At 55.3% G+C, this 15,285-nt stretch carries 16 protein-coding genes and 1 pseudogene; 10 read left to right on the plus strand and 7 right to left on the minus strand.

The window, feature by feature from the left end; translation table 11 throughout:
• Positions 1–188 precede the first annotated feature (188 nt).
• The 3 genes from QF043_RS16835 to QF043_RS16845 are packed head-to-tail and all read left to right on the plus strand — an operon-like array spanning position 189 to position 4,376.
• Positions 189–1,685, plus strand: a complete 1,497-nt coding sequence (locus QF043_RS16835; RefSeq protein ID WP_307419429.1) for a TolC family protein — start codon at positions 189–191, stop codon at positions 1,683–1,685.
• On the plus strand, positions 1,682–2,836 hold the full coding sequence (locus QF043_RS16840) for an HlyD family secretion protein (RefSeq protein ID WP_307419430.1): 1,155 nt from the start codon (positions 1,682–1,684) through the stop codon (positions 2,834–2,836). Before QF043_RS16835 ends, QF043_RS16840 begins: the two co-directional genes overlap by 4 nt.
• A complete protein-coding gene (locus QF043_RS16845) occupies positions 2,829–4,376 on the plus strand; it encodes an MDR family MFS transporter (protein ID WP_307419431.1) in 1,548 nt (515 codons plus the stop codon). The genes QF043_RS16840 and QF043_RS16845 overlap by 8 nt, the downstream gene beginning before the upstream one ends.
• Before the next feature lie 202 nt (positions 4,377–4,578).
• Here QF043_RS16845 and QF043_RS16850 read toward each other — a convergent pair whose 3' ends face one another.
• The gene (locus QF043_RS16850) at positions 4,579–4,953 is read right to left on the minus strand and encodes a tautomerase family protein (RefSeq protein ID WP_058421966.1); all 375 of its coding nucleotides are present in this window, start codon (positions 4,951–4,953) and stop codon (positions 4,579–4,581) included.
• 6 nt (positions 4,954–4,959) lie between these two features.
• Complete coding sequence (locus QF043_RS16855; RefSeq protein WP_307419432.1) at positions 4,960–5,295, minus strand: carboxymuconolactone decarboxylase family protein; 336 nt, start codon at positions 5,293–5,295, stop codon at positions 4,960–4,962.
• A gap of 110 nt (positions 5,296–5,405) precedes the next feature.
• On the opposite strand from QF043_RS16855, the gene QF043_RS16860 reads away from it, so the two are divergent.
• Both QF043_RS16860 and QF043_RS16865 read left to right on the plus strand, forming a co-directional pair.
• Positions 5,406–6,293: a LysR substrate-binding domain-containing protein gene (locus QF043_RS16860; RefSeq protein ID WP_307419433.1), complete on the plus strand. Its 888-nt coding sequence runs from the start codon at positions 5,406–5,408 to the stop codon at positions 6,291–6,293.
• Between the two features lie 167 nt (positions 6,294–6,460).
• On the plus strand, positions 6,461–6,838 hold the full coding sequence (locus QF043_RS16865; RefSeq protein WP_056859527.1) for a DUF6678 family protein: 378 nt from the start codon (positions 6,461–6,463) through the stop codon (positions 6,836–6,838).
• Between the two features lie 16 nt (positions 6,839–6,854).
• Here QF043_RS16865 and QF043_RS16870 read toward each other — a convergent pair.
• A protein-coding gene (locus tag QF043_RS16870) for an IS5 family transposase (protein WP_085986890.1) occupies positions 6,855–7,708 on the minus strand; the annotation gives its coding sequence in 2 pieces (ribosomal slippage) (positions 6,855–7,360 and positions 7,360–7,708; 855 coding nt in all).
• Positions 7,709–7,834: 126 nt separating this feature from the next.
• Here QF043_RS16870 and QF043_RS16875 point away from each other — a divergent pair.
• From QF043_RS16875 to QF043_RS16885, 3 genes are read left to right on the plus strand one after another with little or no spacing between them, the layout of a single operon-like run.
• Entirely contained in the window at positions 7,835–8,512 is a 678-nt protein-coding gene (locus tag QF043_RS16875; protein WP_017530590.1) for a response regulator, read from the plus strand.
• Positions 8,512–9,900, plus strand: coding sequence for a HAMP domain-containing sensor histidine kinase (locus tag QF043_RS16880; RefSeq protein WP_003174437.1), 1,389 nt, complete (start codon positions 8,512–8,514; stop codon positions 9,898–9,900). The genes QF043_RS16875 and QF043_RS16880 overlap by 1 nt, the downstream gene beginning before the upstream one ends.
• Before the next feature lie 59 nt (positions 9,901–9,959).
• Positions 9,960–10,397 (plus strand): hypothetical protein, encoded by a 438-nt coding sequence (locus QF043_RS16885; RefSeq protein WP_206665934.1) that lies wholly within the window; start codon positions 9,960–9,962, stop codon positions 10,395–10,397.
• Between the two features lie 443 nt (positions 10,398–10,840).
• Here the strand turns inward: QF043_RS16885 and QF043_RS16890 are convergent.
• Positions 10,841–11,034: pseudogene (locus tag QF043_RS16890) on the minus strand (transposase); the annotation flags it as partial.
• Positions 11,035–11,157: 123 nt separating this feature from the next.
• Here QF043_RS16890 and QF043_RS16895 point away from each other — a divergent pair.
• Complete coding sequence (locus QF043_RS16895) at positions 11,158–11,559, plus strand: hypothetical protein (protein ID WP_056859526.1); 402 nt, start codon at positions 11,158–11,160, stop codon at positions 11,557–11,559.
• A gap of 194 nt (positions 11,560–11,753) precedes the next feature.
• Here QF043_RS16895 and QF043_RS16900 read toward each other — a convergent pair whose 3' ends face one another.
• The gene (locus QF043_RS16900) at positions 11,754–12,320 is read right to left on the minus strand and encodes a hypothetical protein (protein WP_056859525.1); all 567 of its coding nucleotides are present in this window, start codon (positions 12,318–12,320) and stop codon (positions 11,754–11,756) included.
• Positions 12,321–12,639: 319 nt separating this feature from the next.
• Between QF043_RS16900 and QF043_RS16905 the strand changes: the two genes are divergently transcribed.
• On the plus strand, positions 12,640–13,011 hold the full coding sequence (locus tag QF043_RS16905) for a DUF1203 domain-containing protein (protein WP_225927072.1): 372 nt from the start codon (positions 12,640–12,642) through the stop codon (positions 13,009–13,011).
• Between the two features lie 825 nt (positions 13,012–13,836).
• Here the strand turns inward: QF043_RS16905 and QF043_RS16910 are convergent.
• Both QF043_RS16910 and QF043_RS16915 read right to left on the minus strand, forming a co-directional pair.
• The gene (locus QF043_RS16910; RefSeq protein ID WP_307419434.1) at positions 13,837–14,418 is read right to left on the minus strand and encodes an NADPH-dependent FMN reductase; all 582 of its coding nucleotides are present in this window, start codon (positions 14,416–14,418) and stop codon (positions 13,837–13,839) included.
• A 121-nt stretch (positions 14,419–14,539) separates the two neighbouring features.
• Positions 14,540–15,283 (minus strand): SDR family NAD(P)-dependent oxidoreductase, encoded by a 744-nt coding sequence (locus tag QF043_RS16915; RefSeq protein ID WP_065931242.1) that lies wholly within the window; start codon positions 15,281–15,283, stop codon positions 14,540–14,542.
• Positions 15,284–15,285 lie beyond the last annotated feature (2 nt).

The raw sequence follows: 15,285 nt of genomic DNA on the forward strand, positions 1-15,285 counted from the left end.
CCAACCGTCCATGGCCCCGCCTCCAGGCAGGGCCAGGTCTTTGCGCGTGCCTGGCCCGTGAGCGCCTGCGATAAGGCGGTCTACAGGCACATTGTCCAAATCGAAACGATGGTTGTCTGGAACTCGGGAGATGCGCGGCCCAGCGCTCTCTTAACCTGTGCGTCTTCTTGGCATTCTGGGTTTTTTCGATGGGTCCGCCTTTTTTCTGTGCATGGCATGGTCGTCTTTCACTCCTGGGTGTGGCGGTCGTTTTGTTGGCGGGTTGTTCCTCTTGGGTCACCCATATACCCGTGCAGCCGCAGCCGGAGCGCTTTAACGCCCTGAGCCGCCTGCCGCCGGGTGTTTCGGCCCAAGCGTTACCCGACCATTGGTGGCAGTTGTATAACGATCCGAAACTTGACGCGCTGGTGCAGCAGGCATTGATGCATAACCGCGACCTGGCGGCAGCTCAGTCCCATGTGCAGGCGATGTTGGCCGGGATCATGCAGGCCGATGCCGGGCGCTGGCCGTCGACCCAGGCCTCACTGGGCGCCGAGTACGGCAAGACAGCCGATGATCAGACCCTGGCCAAAGCCACGAATAGCCATGCTCCGTCACAGTGGGCGTTCAACCCAGGCTTCGAGCTGGCTTATCAGGTGGATATCTGGGGCCAGGTTCAGCGCAGTATCGAGCGGGCTCAGGTCCAGGCGGCTGCGGCGCAGGACGCCGAAGACTTGTTGCGCATCACGGTGGTGGCGCAAACCACTCGCGCTTATGTCAATGCCTGCGCCATGGGCGCACGCGCCAGGATTCAGCGCCATTCGATGGATGTGGTCGGGCACAGCTTGGCGTTGATCGACCGGCAGCGTCAGGCCGGTGTGGTGACCGATCTCGAATACACCCGGATGCAGGCGCTACAGGGTGAAACCCTGGCGCTGCTGCCGATGTTGGAAGCACGCCGGCAAGCTGCCCTGTACGAGCTGGCGATGCTGACCGGCGTGGCGGACCTGGAACAAGGCAGTGGCGCGGCGACCTGTGAGGTCGTGCCGCAACTCAATGCCGAGCTGCCGGTGGGTGATGGCTGGCAATTACTCGCGCGCCGCCCCGATATCCGTCAGGCCGAGCGAGCGCTGCAAGCGGCCACGCTGCAAGTGGATATCGTCCAGTCGGACCTGTATCCGAAGGTGACCTTTGGCGCTTCAGTGTCCTCATCCGCCAACACACCCCATGAGTTGGGAGACAGTAGCGCGGTGATGTTTGGCGTCGGGCCGCTGATTACTTGGCAATTCCCCAACTGGCGGGTCAATCGCGCGCGGGTCAACCAGGCCAGGGCGTTGGAGCGCATGCAAGTGGCGCAATTCGAAGCCAGTGTTCTCAAGGCCCTCAAGGAGGTACGCCAGGCGCTTGCGCTCTACGACGGCGAGCGCCGGCGCCACGCCGCGTTGAACCAGGCCCTAGTCAGCAGTCGTCAAGCCTACACATTGGCCCAGTTCAATTACGACGCCGGGTCTATCGACTTTCTCGACGTGCTGGACAGCGAGCGTGAGCTGATCCGCCTGCAGGCCACGCTCGCCGATGCCGATGGCCAGCTGTTGCAGCGCCAGATCGACCTGTTCCGCGCGCTTGGCGGCGGTTGGCAGTCTTCTGCCTCTGCTACCGCTGCCCTGCGCCGCACTTCCGTCAATTTTTCCGGTACCCAGCCATGAATATTGCTGTCGATGAAAAAACCGCTGTCCAGGACGAGCAGCTCATGCATGCGCGCAAGCAACGGCGCAAACGTAACCTGATCCTGCTGGGATGCGTTGTGCTGTCGATCGCGGCGGTAGGGTTCGGGGTGTACTGGATGACGCTTGGACGTTACCTGGAACAGACCGATGATGCCTATGTGCGTACCGACTGGATCCCCATCAGCCCGAAGGTTTCCGGGTATGTGGCCCAGGTGCTGGTGGAGGATGACCAGCCCGTCAAGGCCGGGGATGTGCTGGTGCGCATCGAGGCCCGCGATTACCAGGCGCGGTTGGCGCAGGCGCGTGCACAACTGGCGCAAACCCAGGCCTCGGTCGCGGCCCAACAAGCAAACCTGCACGTGACCGACAGCCTGATCGCCCAGCAAAAGGCCGGGGTAAACCAGGCTGAGGCCCACACCCGCAGCGTGGCGGCCGAGTTGCGCCGCGCGAGCCTTGACCAGCGCCGCTACCAGAGCCTGGTGCGCGAACACGCTGCCAGTGCCCAGCGACTGGAAACGGCGGCTGCCAGCTACACCCAGGCCAACGCCGCGGTGGAAATCGCCAGGGCCATGCAGCGTCAACAGGAAACCAGGTTGACCGTCGCCATTGCCCGACGCCAGCTGGCCGAAGCCTCGCTCCAACAACAGATTGCCCGGCGCAGCCAGGCCGAGGCGCAGTTGAGCCTGGCGTCTCATGCGCTGGAGGACACCTTGATCCGCTCGCCCATCGACGGGGTCGTGGGGCAGCGCAAAGTGCGTATTCGCCAATACGTCGCGCCGGGCTTGCCGTTGCTGGCGGTGGTGCCCCTGCAGCAGGCCTATGTGGTGGCCAACTACAAGGAAACCCAGTTGCGCGACATGCGCGCCGGTCAACCGGTGGATATCAGCGTCGACAGCTATTCGGGACGCAAGCTCAAGGGCCATGTGGTGAGCTTTTCGCCAGGTTCCGGGGCCGTGTTCGCGCTGTTGCCGTCGGATAACGCCACCGGCAACTTCACCAAGATCGTGCAGCGCTTTCCGGTGAAGATCGTCATCGATGAACATGACGAGGGCGGGCCCATTCTGCCTGGCATGTCGGTGATCACCACCGTTGACACCCGGTCCGGCACCCAGGGCGCGACCCATGACTGAGTCCGTTGAAAAAACCGTCTCCTTTCGCGCCTGGGTCGCGGTGATCGGCGGGCTTTTCGGCTGTTTCATGGCCGGTATGAACGTGCATGTAACCAGCGCCGCGCTGCCGGAAATCGAGGGTTCCCTGGGGGCGACCTTCGAGGAGGGCTCGTGGATTTCCACGGCGTACCTGGTCGCGGAAATCGTGATGATTCCTCTGACGGCCTGGCTGGTCCAGGTGTTCTCGCTGCGGCGGGTGATGCTGGCGGGGTCCTTTGTGTTCCTGGTGGCGTCCATTGCTTGCTCCTGGGCGCCCAACCTGGAAGTGATGATCATCATTCGGGTGATCCAGGGTGCCGCCGGCGCGGTGCTGATCCCTTTGTCATTCCAGCTGATCATCACCGAGCTCCCGCCCAGCAAGATCGCGATGGGCATGGCCTTGTTCGCCTTGTCCAACAGCGTTGCCCAGGCCGCCGGGCCATCCATTGGTGGCTGGTTGACCGATGCTTATTCGTGGCGCTGGATTTTTTACCTGCAACTGGCGCCAGGCATTCTCTTGTTGCTGGCGGTGGCATGGTCCATCGATGCCAAGCCCATGCAATTGAGCCTGCTCAAAAATGGTGACTGGGGCGGCATCCTGGCCATGATCGTCGGCCTGGGGGGCTTGCAGATCGTGCTGGAGGAAGGTGGTCGCAAGGACTGGTTCGGTTCCGATTTCATTGTTTGGGTGTCGCTGATCGCCGGCGTCGCCCTGGTGTACTTCGTGCTGTCGCAGTTGTACGGCAGCCGTTCCTTCATCAACCTGCGCCTGCTCAAAAGCTACAACTTTGGAGTGGCCAGTGCGGCGATGTTCATTTTCGGCGGGGCGACCTTCGGCCTGGTGTTCCTGGTGCCCAATTACCTTTCCCAACTGCAGGGGTACAACGCCCGGGAAATCGGCGTCAGCCTGATCGCCTACGGCATGGTGCAATTGGTGCTGGCACCGTTCATGCCGCGCTTGATGAAGTGCCTCAGCCCGAAACTGATGGTCGCCAGCGGCTTTTTCATCATGGCGCTGGGCTGCTACCTTGGCGCGCACCTGGACGTCGACAGTGCCGCCAACGTGATCATCCCTTCCACCGTGGTACGGGGTATCGGACAGCCGCTGATCATGGTGGCGCTTTCTGTTCTGGCGGTTTCCGGGCTGGCCAAAGCCGAAGCCGGTTCCGCATCCGCGTTGTTTTCCATGCTGCGCAACCTTGGCGGGGCCGTGGGTACTGCAGGGCTGACGCAAATCGTCGCCATGCGCGAGCGCTTTCACTCAGAGCGGGTGGGAGAGTCGATTACGCTGTTTTCCTTTCCCTTGCAGGAGCGCCTGCGCGCCAGCATGGCAGACAGCGAAGACTTCCTATTCAACCAACTGTTACCCGCGCAACAGCAGGTTCTTGAAAGCCTGGCCCATACCGTGCGTCGTGAGGCGTACCTGATGGCCTACAGCGATGCGTTCTATGTGTCCTGTATCGCACTGATCGTGTGTGGTGTAGCGGCCTTGGCATTACGCCAACAATCTGGACGAGCATAGGTTCAGGCACACGCTATGTGATCAAGGGAGGATTGTCGACGTCCCGGGCTCGTTGAGCCGTTGTTACATCGACATATTCAATGTCGATACGGGCGAGCGCGTGCCCACGGCAGATGAACCGAAAATAAACGTACTTGTGCGTTGGATCGGCTGCCGACGTTCTAGCGTAAAAGCGGGGTTATGACCCCGTTTTACTTAAAGCCTAGTTGCCCCGCCCTCCCCCAAACGACCACTCATCACCGGCCGTGGTGGTGATCACCACCATCACATCTTCTGCGTTCAGCCCCGTCGCCCGTCCCAGTTTCTCGACCAGATCACGGTAAAAATGCTGTTTGGTCGTAACACTTCGAGCACGGCCGGCAGTAATCGCGATCAGCACAAAGTCATGGCTACGCGGCCCACCCAGGTAGTGGGGATCGAATATCAGCTCGCCGACCTCATGTTGGTGAATGACCTGGAAGCGATCAGTCTTCGGCACTTCGAAGCTCTCGACCAAGGCGTCGTGCAACCCCTGAGACAACGCCTGTAAATACTCGGCCGACTTGCCTCGGTGCAGCGAAATTCGTGCAAACGGCATCAGCGGTTACTCCGGGCGTTCTGAAAGGCAAAGCTGTAGTTCGCTCAGCACCTTCAGCGCCGAAGCGGCCGTCGGCCAACCTGAATAAAACGCCAGATGGGTGATGACTTCGGCCAGTTCGTCAGCACTCACGCCGTTATCCAGCGCTCGTTGCAAATGAAACGGCAGTTGCTCAAGACGGTACATCGCCACCAGCGCAGCCACCGTCACCAAACTGCGTTCACGGGGCTTGAGTTGCGTACGCGTCCACATGTCGCCGAACAATACGTTGTCGGTCAACTCGGCAAACTTCTGCGGATAATTGCCCTGGGACTCTCCCCCAGTGGCCATAGCTGTATTCATGATGTTTTCCCCTCCGATGTCCCGATCTGAAGGATGAAAATTATCAAGTCGCAACCCTTCCGAATATCAGATTTAATAGCGTCGACCATCCGGAATTAGTGGACTATTGAATGCGCCGCCCAACCTTCGACCTTGATGTATTGCGCACCTTCGTCACGGGTGTGGAATTCAACAGCTTTGCCAAAGCTGCGGATCGTCTCGGTCGGTCGACGTCTGCCGTGAGTGCCCAGTTAAAGAAACTTGAGGAGCAGATAGGCACGCCGGTACTGGCTAAATCCGGTCGCGGGCTGGTCTTGACCCCCACAGGAGAATCACTGCTGAGCCATGCCCGCCGGTTACTGGAGTTGAACGACAGCATTTTCCACAGCGTGCATCAAAGCCAGACCGCCGGGACCCTGCGCCTGGGGCTTCAAGAGGACTTTGGGGAACATTTCCTGAGCGATATCCTGCGACGCTTCGTACAGACTTACCCGAGGGTGAGCCTCGAAGTCAGGATCGCCCGTAATGCCGAACTGCTGACGCTGGTCGAAAGTGCAGCCCTGGACCTGGCCCTGACTTGGGACACCGGGCCTATGTCGCCCTATGCCACGCGCCTGGGCGAAACACCGATGCACTGGATCGGGCCGCGCGATACGCCATTGCCGACCGCCGCCGACGACTCACCGCTGCCCTTGATAATGTTCGACGCACCTTGCGTACTCCGCAGCGCCGCCACCCAGGCGCTGGACGCCGCGCAAATACCCTGGCGCATCGCCCTCACCAGCCCCAGCGTGGCGGGTATCTGGGCGGCCGTCGCTGCGGGGTTGGGCGTGACGCTGCGTACCCGTATTGGGCTGCCGAGCCATCTTAGTGTTGTTTCTGGTTTACCTGCCGTGCCTAGTCTTGGTTATGTGCTGCACAGCGGTGACGGCGAGCCCACTGCGGCGGCCCAGCAATTGGCTGGTTTGATCGAAGCAGGCCTGCAGGAACAGGCATTTCGTTTTACGGTTGCGACATAATTGAAAATGCGTAATCCGTTTGCGTACTTGAAGGACGTTCTTACACGCCTACCGACGTAGCGGGCGAGCGAGATTACTGAGTTGCTGCCACACAGGTGGGCGCCTGTTTAATCGCGGAAGGTGTGTTGGGTTAGACTGTACTCACTTCATACAATTACGCGAATCTTATGCATCAACTGCCTGAACTCGACGAGGTTACAAAAGCGAAAATTCGCAGGCTGCTGACTGCGGGCATGATTTATCCCGTCATGAACTACACCAAATGGGCTGAGCTGATCAAAGCAATGATTAACACCCCGCAAATGAAGCCAGAGTTCAGATTGCACAGTGTCTTAGCTCCAAGCGATTACTGCACAGATTGGGATCGAGAATGGCATTACCACATCCATCCGGTAGCAGAAATTGAGTGGATCGAACTCAGAGCGGTCTCACTCGATTGGTTACTTTCCACGCTAAGAAAGCACAACCTTCCCTTCTCTCTAGAGGATGGGGTGCCACGCGTTTGGGGTTATACCAGACCTAGCATGCAGCATCTTTGGGACTGAGTTCCTGAGGTTTCGCCTAGGGTTTGTCTGAAAAGTCAGCCCGCAAGCATTTCTCGATACAGGCCAGTGTAACCATGGCTTTGAAGCTGCTCGCCAGTTTTTCGTATCGCGTACAGAGCCGACGTTTTTCTTTGAGCCAACTGAACAGCCGTTCGATCACGTTGCGCTTTTTATATTGTGGCCTGTCGAACAGTCGAGGCAGGCCTGGTCGAGGCTTGCGATGCATCTTGCGCAAGGGAATGATCGGCTGCATGCCGTAGCGGTCACAGTACTGACGCAGTATCTGGCTGTCATAGCCCTTGTCCGCCAGTACACATCGGCAACGCTTACGCGGACGACCCTTGCTGCCTGGCAGGCTGATCTGCTCCAGTAGCGGCATGAAATAGCGCGAGTCGGCTTCTTGACCGGGCGACAACATGACAGCCAGGGGGAAGCCATGGCTGTCGCAGGCGAGATGTATTTTGGTGGTCAATCCGCCTCGGCTACGGCCTAGGCAGTGGTGTTGCGGTTCTTGCGGGCCCCTTTTTTTCCAGCACCGCTGGCCGCTCGGGTAGCTCGAATCGATGTCGAATCGACCATCCAGGTATTCAGATCGATAAAGCCATCTTCGCACAAACGAAGGTGTAAATGGCGCAGAACCTGCTCAAAAGTGCCGTTGTCACGCCATTGTCGGAAACGCTGGTAAACGGTCTTCCAAGGCCCAAAGCGCTCTGGAAGATCTCGCCATTTGGCACCAGAGCACAAAATCCAGAAGATTCCGTTAAGCATCTGGCGGTCATCGCGCCTTGGCCGCCCCATGTGTTGAGGAGGAGAAACGATGGCTTCGATCATCGCCCAACGCTCAGATGAAATTTCATAGCGGCCTGTCATGACGGCCCTCTTGGCAATCAGAGGGCATCATTTTAGCCAAAGAGACTTTTCAGACAAATCATAATAGATTTCCTAATATATTTTTTCTTCAGACGTTCTTCATTCACTTTTGATAACGTAACTATTGTGAAAATTCTCCTAATCGAAGACGACCTGGATCTCGGCAATGGCGTTCGTATCGCACTTGCAGATCAAGGGTTAGATGTCATATGGGTTCGCCGAAAAGTAGATGCGTTGCATCAGCTCGATGTCTGCGTGCCAGAACTTGTGCTACTCGACCTCGGACTGCCCGACGGTGACGGCATGAGCCTGGTAGCATGCTTACGTCAGCAGTTCAGGGGGATCCCCGTCATCATCCTGACTGCAAGAGGCACTCTGCAAGATCGCCTGTGTGGGCTCGATGCGGGTGCAGACGACTATCTGGTAAAACCATTTGTTCTCGCCGAGTTGTTGGCTAGGGTGAGAGCACTGGCCCGACGCAGTTACGGTTTTCAAAATGAGGTGATAGAAATTCGAGGATTATTTCTTCATATGCCGACTCGTCGCGTGACAGTTAGTGGACGTAATGTTGATTTAACGGCAAGTGAATACGCCCTGCTTGAAATTTTAATGATGCGCGCTGACCGCGTGCTTACACGACGTTTTCTGGAGGAAAGGCTATTCGGCGCGAAAGAAAATATGAGTAATCCGCTGGATGTGCATATGGGAAATTTGCGTCGCAAAATCGGCGAAGGCTATGTGCGAACGGTGCGGGGTGTGGGGTATGTCATTGATACCGCTACAATTCAGAAAGGGATTGGTTGATGCGAAATTTTTGGCTCAACTTGAAAACTCCAACGCTTGTAAGACGAATTATACTCGCCCAGATGCTACTACTTACACTGCTTTGGTGTCTTTTTCTGACCTACATTTTGTGGGAGAACTTGCGAAGCCCCTCTATGCTCACGGGTAGCAATACTTACGAAACCATTCTTACATTAGTTAAGCGCATGGATGATCGCCCGCAGGACCTCACTACCGTGCTGGAAAAGTTCAGCGAAGCATTGCAGGAAGGTTATGGCGGAGGTGAAGATCCCAAACTGTCAATCAGCCTCATTGTTCGTAAGAATAGAAAGATAATTTATTCATCTGATGGTGCTCCGACAGGAGTAACAAATAGCAGGTATGGAGAAATTCAGAGCATTCAGAGTGAGGGGCGCAGCTGGAATAGCCGTACTCTCAAATCAGGGAACTCCGACGCGGAGGTAACACTTATTACCCCTGCCGGAGGCTGGAACTTCTTCATATACCTGAACTCTCGTGGATACTACATATTGCCGCTGCTGGTGTGCATTCCTTTTCTTTTTTTTCCCGCATGGCTATCAGTCCGTATTGCAATGCGCCCTTGGAGCAAGGTGATAAATGGTATTTCTTTGCGAACTTTAGAAGATCTCTCCCCCTTAAAAGAAGGACCAAAGCAGATAGAGCTTCGCCAAATGGTGGACGCGACTAATCTATTTCTTGCCAGAGTGCGAGCAAGTTCTGAGAGGGAACGGGTTTTCATTGCAGATGCCGCTCATGAGCTGCGTACTCCCCTGGCTGCAATGCGAATCAATGTTGAGGCTTTGCAGTCCTATGTAAGCAGCACTAATCAACAGGAGCTGCTTGCAGGGATTATTCGCAGCAATAGCCGTGCTGCGCGTCTCGTCAATCAGTTATTGCTGCTGATGCATAGCGAAGCAAGCATCGACACTGTTATGGAGGCTGTGCCGCTGACGACCCTCATACAAGAGCAAATGGCTGCGCTGGCCCCCCTAGCGGCTGAGCGTAGGATTGAACTTGAATTCTACTCTGATGGTGAAAGCTGGATCAATGGCATCAGGGAACGCCTTATGTCGCTGATTGATAACTTAATTGAAAATGCCGTGAAGTACAGCCCTGAGGGCGGACGCGTTGAGGTAGATGTGCGATCACTTGATAAATCTACTCAGCTACGTGTCTCAGATGCAGGCCCTGGCATTCCATTTGAATTAAGGGCGCGAGTCTTCGATAGGTTTTTTCGCGAGCCCAATCAAATGCAAAGCGGCAGCGGACTGGGGCTCGCAATAGTCAAAGCGGTTGCACTGCAGCACAACAGCAACGTATGGCTAAGTACATCTGCAGAGGGTGGACTCCTGGCGACTGTTGATTTTCCAAAACACAATTCCGACTGAAAAAGCATGATTTGATGCCTGCCCGGCGGAGGGCCCATACCAGAACAATGGAGTTGAAATTGAAATATTTATCCTTGCCTATACTATTCTTTTCTATCTCAATCAGCGGGTGCGCTATAACCGTCAGCGAATTAAAAAGTAGTCATTCATCTTATGACGGCAGCTTCACTAGCGAGAAGACGCCCTCCGATACTTATCGAAACTTAAGACTAATGGCAAGACAATGCCTGGAACATGAGACATATACAGGAAAGCCGGTCATCGTATTAAGCGAGTTTAGCGATGAGCGCAGTGAAGGTGAGATCAATCAAAAGCTCCTTTCGGAAGGACTGTTGATTAACAACGCCCTAATTGAAATAGAAAGACATGATGCGAACAAAGCACAGGTCAGGTTGTACACAACAAAGAACATCTTGAGTGTCGGTGCTAGATCGCCGAAGATAAGTGATATCAAGCGCTGGGCTGACGGCGATATAAATTGCGCTAACGAACTCTAGTTCATGCCGTGAGTACTCCAAGTACTATTGGAAAAATCCCGCATAATTGTTCAATCTGCTTTTATAGGTCAACGGCGACATATGCAATGAGCCGTTTGCCAGTCGCCTGCATAGAGTCGATGCAGCGAGGAGCCGACTTGTCGCTTAGGAGTAGTGGGCCTAAATGTAGGTAGCATTCTATGGTTGGGTGTTTGAATGCATCAGGGTATCGGACGGAGCCGTAAAGCTTGATCGCAATAAGCTCTGAATAATGGTGACCGATTGGCCAAGTGTCGGTAGGCGTGGCCATGCTGAAAGACCATTGTTGGCGCTGGAGCGAGATTGATCCAGTTGCTAATATTTAGCTGACCCGGGCTGTTGTGACGTAAACGATCATTGGCTCTGGGTAATTCGCGAGCTGACCGGGTAAGCGTCCCGTCCGCAACAGGGGCAATCCGTCATCAGCGGTCACAAACAGTCTTCCAAGGCCCAAAGCGCTCTGGAAGATCCCGCCATTTGGCGCCCGAGCACAATATCCAGAAGATACCGTTAAGCATCTGACGGTCATCGCGCCTTGGGCGTCCCATGCGTTGAGGAGGGGAACGATGGATTCGATCATCGCCCAACGTGCAGATGAGATTTCATATCGGCCTGCCATAACGGCCCTCCCAGCAACCAGAGCACGTCATCTTAGCCAAAGCGACTTTTCAGACAAACCCTAGGCAGCAAACTTATGCTAGATGACTTTGCCGGACGCATTCAAAATTCTGATAGGTGAGCGATGTTCAAAGAATATGAGTTGTTTCTGCATTCATGCGGCTCTGAAGACTACTGGTCGGATGAAGGCATAGATGTTGCCGGTGCTCAGGTCTCTGAATTCACCGCGTCTGACTGGTACGAACTTGAATCCGCCATTGGCGTGAAGCCTGATGTGTGGCTGGGCCGATGTGCCGAATCGCTCACCGATTGCAATGATGTACACGCGTTGCAGATACTGTTAAGGCTGCTTGAAGCGAAAGAGGAATCGGTGGTCATTCATGCGCTTGAGTCAATCGATGCGCTCTTTTTAGCCGGTTACATACGGAACGTGAGCCCTGTCATCACGGCCTTGAACGAAAGGGTTGATGCTTACACTCGGACCCTGGAATTGATGGTGGCTACCTTGATCAGGAAGCTCAAATAACGAACGACGGATGTATTGCCCGGACGGTTACGAAACAGCTACGAAAGGGGATGTAATACCGCAGCCTACTTGGTCGACCGTGGCCATGTGGCCGGTATGTACCATTGAATAGCAATGGGCAAAGTAACCGTTGTCGGGCCATGCGTGAAAACACGAATGCCCGCTTGTAGCCGATAGCGATCAGCCAACTTGTCTCAATAGGGATCGAGCCCTGCGTCGATGCCAGCCTGCTTAGCCAGCTCGATCAGGTTTTCGACGCAATCTTGCTCAATGATGCAACCCACATAATCGGCGCCGCCTGTATCCACATGCAGAAAGCGCTTCCCGAACCCGGTCAGCCATTGATCGAAATCGATCAGCACTTGCATCAGTGCTGGCGTCTCTTCCAGCGTGTAGGCATAAATCTGGTCAATACCGCTGGCTTCAACCAGTTTCGGTGCCAGGTACTTGAAATCATCGAAGCCGTCCACGTCCACGGCCATGAGAACCATATTATTGAGTAACTGGCCTTTCTCAGCGTCCAAAAGACCACTGACCAACGCGGTGACCGGGTCTTCACCTAGGTTGTAATAGCGCGACACCCTTCTCACGAGACGAGCACGTTCCTTTTCAGGCTGCCGCGCCAACAGGGCCTGGGTGAACGTTCTCAGTTGCGCACCGAATGGATAAAGCTCACGCATAATCGCGGCATCGCTCAACCGTGGTTCATCTGGTGGGGGTTGTGTGAAGCGATCGCCGAACAATCGACTGAACAAGCCCATCGCCGTTTGTTCTCCTTGGTGGGTGAAGCTTCTGGCGCGAAGCTTACCCCAGCGGCTCGATGACGGCGAATAGGGTCAGGGTTGATATCTACTCAGTCTACGTGTGGCAGCAATCGACCCTAAGCAGTCGGTCTCGGTCAGCTTGAATAAGGCAGCAAGAAACGGATAGTAAGTGCTGGACGAATTCCAGCCTGATACGACTCCAACTAATAGGAGTTTAACCATGGCGTTTCGTATAACTGGCCTTTCCCCCGAGCCATTCCAGTCACTGTTTGGATTGCCCGACCAAGAGCTAGCATCTCTCGGGATAAAGCGTTACATGGTCGACAGCAACCCAGGCTTTCCTGACCGTATCGAAATAAAGGATGCAGAGCTAGGTCAGAGTGTGCTTTTACTCAACCATCTCTCTCAGCCAGCCGAGACGCCATACCGTGCCTCACATGCGATCTTCATAAGGGAGTGGGCTACGCAAGCTTATGACGCAGTCGATCAGATACCCGAGTCTATGCGAATCCGTCTGCTATCACTTCGTGCATTCACTGATGATGGGATGATGCTCAATGCCGACGTCGTAGATGGAATAGCGATAGAACCTGTTGTTACTCGGATGTTTGCTGATCCAGGGGTTAGTTACATTCACGTTCACAATGCCAAGCAGGGTTGCTACTCCGGGCGAATAGATAGGGCGTAGTCGCCGCAGTCTCGATGGCTCGTTCCGCTTTCGAATTTTCTAGTCACCAACTTTCCGCTATTGGCCGATTTCTGCCTGTCGTAGCGGGCAGTAATCGGCCAGAACCGGATGTTTAAAGCTGGGGCAATGAACTCGTCGAATTTCTTCCCGCTTTAAGAGTTTGCCGACGCGCTTTTACACACTCTGGGCTGGCAAGTAGAGTTAGGAAATCAACTCGTCCCTTTTTATAAAGTAGGTGCAAATGGTGGCTCCCTTCGTTCTCCAGGACTTTGATGTTGGATGGGTCGCCACCGACGCCGTCGGGCAGGTTGCGCTCTTCACTACGGGGGGGCCGGGGCCGGTTCCTGATTCCGCAATGCCCTCCGTCGAAAACTCCGAAGAATTTGTCCTTTCATTGCCGGAGGTGTCCGATGTAGATCGGGTCACTGCCAGGGCTGGCGTAAACGCTTTCGTTGAATTTGCCAAACGTGGGTTCTTCGCGTACGACTGGTCAGACGTTCATCGCGATTCACGCCAGGCCTTGAGGGGGTATGAGCTGCAATGCCGCCCACTGAATCCACTGACACTTTTCGATTTGCCTGCCCCTTTACGGGCATTAGCTGAGGCTACTCGGCTATCTGATGTAACCTTCGGAGCACCCATCATAGTGATAGGTGATCAGGTTTCTTAGCCTTCATTCGGCGATTCGGAGCCGCTTTTTTGGGCCGGAAGCTTTCAGTTGCGTACCGCAGCTCCCGGCCATTAGCGGACACTAAGGCCGTACGTGAAACCTGAGACGACTCATACAACGCCTTAGATCAGCCAAAGCAGAGAGTTTCTAGCACCCTAGATTAAACCCGTTGACTTGGCGGTATTGATTTCGACCCATGCAGCAAAGGCGTCAATGAATTTTTTCAAGAACTGAGTAGTTCCGTCGTCATTCAAATTTCCGCCTGGCCCCAGTAGCCTTGTCGCCCCACCGATATACGCTTCCGGCTGCTGCAAAAGTGGCATGTCCAGAAATACCATAGACTGACGTAAATGATGGTTAGCACCGAAGCCGCCGCTGGCACCGGGCGATACGCTTACGATAGCTGCGGGTTTGCCTGCCCACACAGACTCGCCGTAAGGGCGAGAACCAATATCAATGGCGTTCTTCAATACACCAGGAACTGACCTGTTGTATTCGGGAGTGAAAAACAGTACTCCATCTTTCGACGCCATGTTCTGGCGAAAACGAGTCCAGGCTTCAGGGGCACTCTCACCGTTTTCTTCCAAGTCTTGGTTAAACAGATTCAGTTCATTGATCTCGACTATTTCTAATAAAAGGCTGGGTGGCGCAAGCGCGATTACTTCTTGAGCAAATAGACGGTTCAACGATTCTTTGCGCAGGCTGCCGACAATGACGGCAATCTTTTTAGGCGACATGATGGGACCTTGATTTAAGTGGCTTTAAAGGGGTAATCAATTTGAAAAGAACACGTAAACGGACGTTGAGCGGTGGCCGAAGGATGAGGACTGCCCCACCGCCTGGTCATGCGGGTCTGCCCTATACTTTGGCGGCGCCATTGACAACTAGGTGATGACCGGAAATCCAAGCTGCATCGTCACTTGCCAGGAAAAGCACGGCGCCTTCGACATCGGCGACAGAGCCCAAGCGCGCAAATGGCGACAACTGTGCCAATGCCTGATAGTCATTTTCCTGAAGGTTAGCGATGACACCTGCGTCGCGTAGCGGCCCCGGTACCACACCGTTCACCGTGACGTTACGCTTGCCCATTTCCTGCGCGAGACATTCAACGTAAAGCCGGCCGGCGGCTTTGCTTCCGGCATACGCGGTGAAGCCTGCGTTTGGTACGATCGTCGTCGTGGACGAAATCACGATGATGCGTCCACCATCGGTAACAAGGCGCGCACTTTCGCGAAGCGTATAGAAGGTGCCAAACACATTGGTTTTGGTGACAGCCTCGAACATCGCGTTATCGATTTCCGTGATCGGTGTGTCGATAAGCTCCCGCCCGGCATTGGCCACGACAATATCGATGCGCCCAAATCGAGCCAGCACTGCCGCGAATATGGCTTTGACAGCGTCCGGGTCGCTGATGTCTCCCCCGATGGCCATTGCTTGAGCGCCCTCAGCAACGAGCGCCTCGACATTTCGGTCGGCCGCGGCAGCGTCAGTGTTGTACGTCAACGCAACGCAAGCCCCCTCTCTGGCAAAACGACGTGCCAGGGATAATCCGAGCCCGCGCGATGCGCCGGTAATCAGTACAACTTTGTTGGTCATTCGCATGA

Source organism: Pseudomonas sp. W3I7, from assembly GCF_030816095.1.
GTDB lineage: Bacteria > Pseudomonadota > Gammaproteobacteria > Pseudomonadales > Pseudomonadaceae > Aquipseudomonas > Aquipseudomonas salomonii.

Excerpts from the sequence above, each read along its gene's own strand:
- QF043_RS16865 (WP_056859527.1), top strand. The coding sequence starts at position 6,461 with ATGCATCAACTGCCTGAACTCGACGAGGTTACAAAAGCGAAAATTCGC.
- QF043_RS16880 (WP_003174437.1), top strand. The coding sequence starts at position 8,512 with ATGCGAAATTTTTGGCTCAACTTGAAAACTCCAACGCTTGTAAGACGA.
- QF043_RS16900 (WP_056859525.1), bottom strand. The coding sequence starts at position 12,320 with ATGGGCTTGTTCAGTCGATTGTTCGGCGATCGCTTCACACAACCCCCA.
- QF043_RS16860 (WP_307419433.1), top strand. The coding sequence starts at position 5,406 with ATGCGCCGCCCAACCTTCGACCTTGATGTATTGCGCACCTTCGTCACG.
- QF043_RS16845 (WP_307419431.1), top strand. The coding sequence starts at position 2,829 with ATGACTGAGTCCGTTGAAAAAACCGTCTCCTTTCGCGCCTGGGTCGCG.
- QF043_RS16835 (WP_307419429.1), top strand. The coding sequence starts at position 189 with ATGGGTCCGCCTTTTTTCTGTGCATGGCATGGTCGTCTTTCACTCCTG.
- QF043_RS16905 (WP_225927072.1), top strand. The coding sequence starts at position 12,640 with ATGGTCGACAGCAACCCAGGCTTTCCTGACCGTATCGAAATAAAGGAT.
- QF043_RS16910 (WP_307419434.1), bottom strand. The coding sequence starts at position 14,418 with ATGTCGCCTAAAAAGATTGCCGTCATTGTCGGCAGCCTGCGCAAAGAA.
- QF043_RS16915 (WP_065931242.1), bottom strand. The coding sequence starts at position 15,283 with ATGCGAATGACCAACAAAGTTGTACTGATTACCGGCGCATCGCGCGGG.
- QF043_RS16850 (WP_058421966.1), bottom strand. The coding sequence starts at position 4,953 with ATGCCGTTTGCACGAATTTCGCTGCACCGAGGCAAGTCGGCCGAGTAT.
- QF043_RS16855 (WP_307419432.1), bottom strand. The coding sequence starts at position 5,295 with ATGAATACAGCTATGGCCACTGGGGGAGAGTCCCAGGGCAATTATCCG.
- QF043_RS16895 (WP_056859526.1), top strand. The coding sequence starts at position 11,158 with ATGTTCAAAGAATATGAGTTGTTTCTGCATTCATGCGGCTCTGAAGAC.
- QF043_RS16840 (WP_307419430.1), top strand. The coding sequence starts at position 1,682 with ATGAATATTGCTGTCGATGAAAAAACCGCTGTCCAGGACGAGCAGCTC.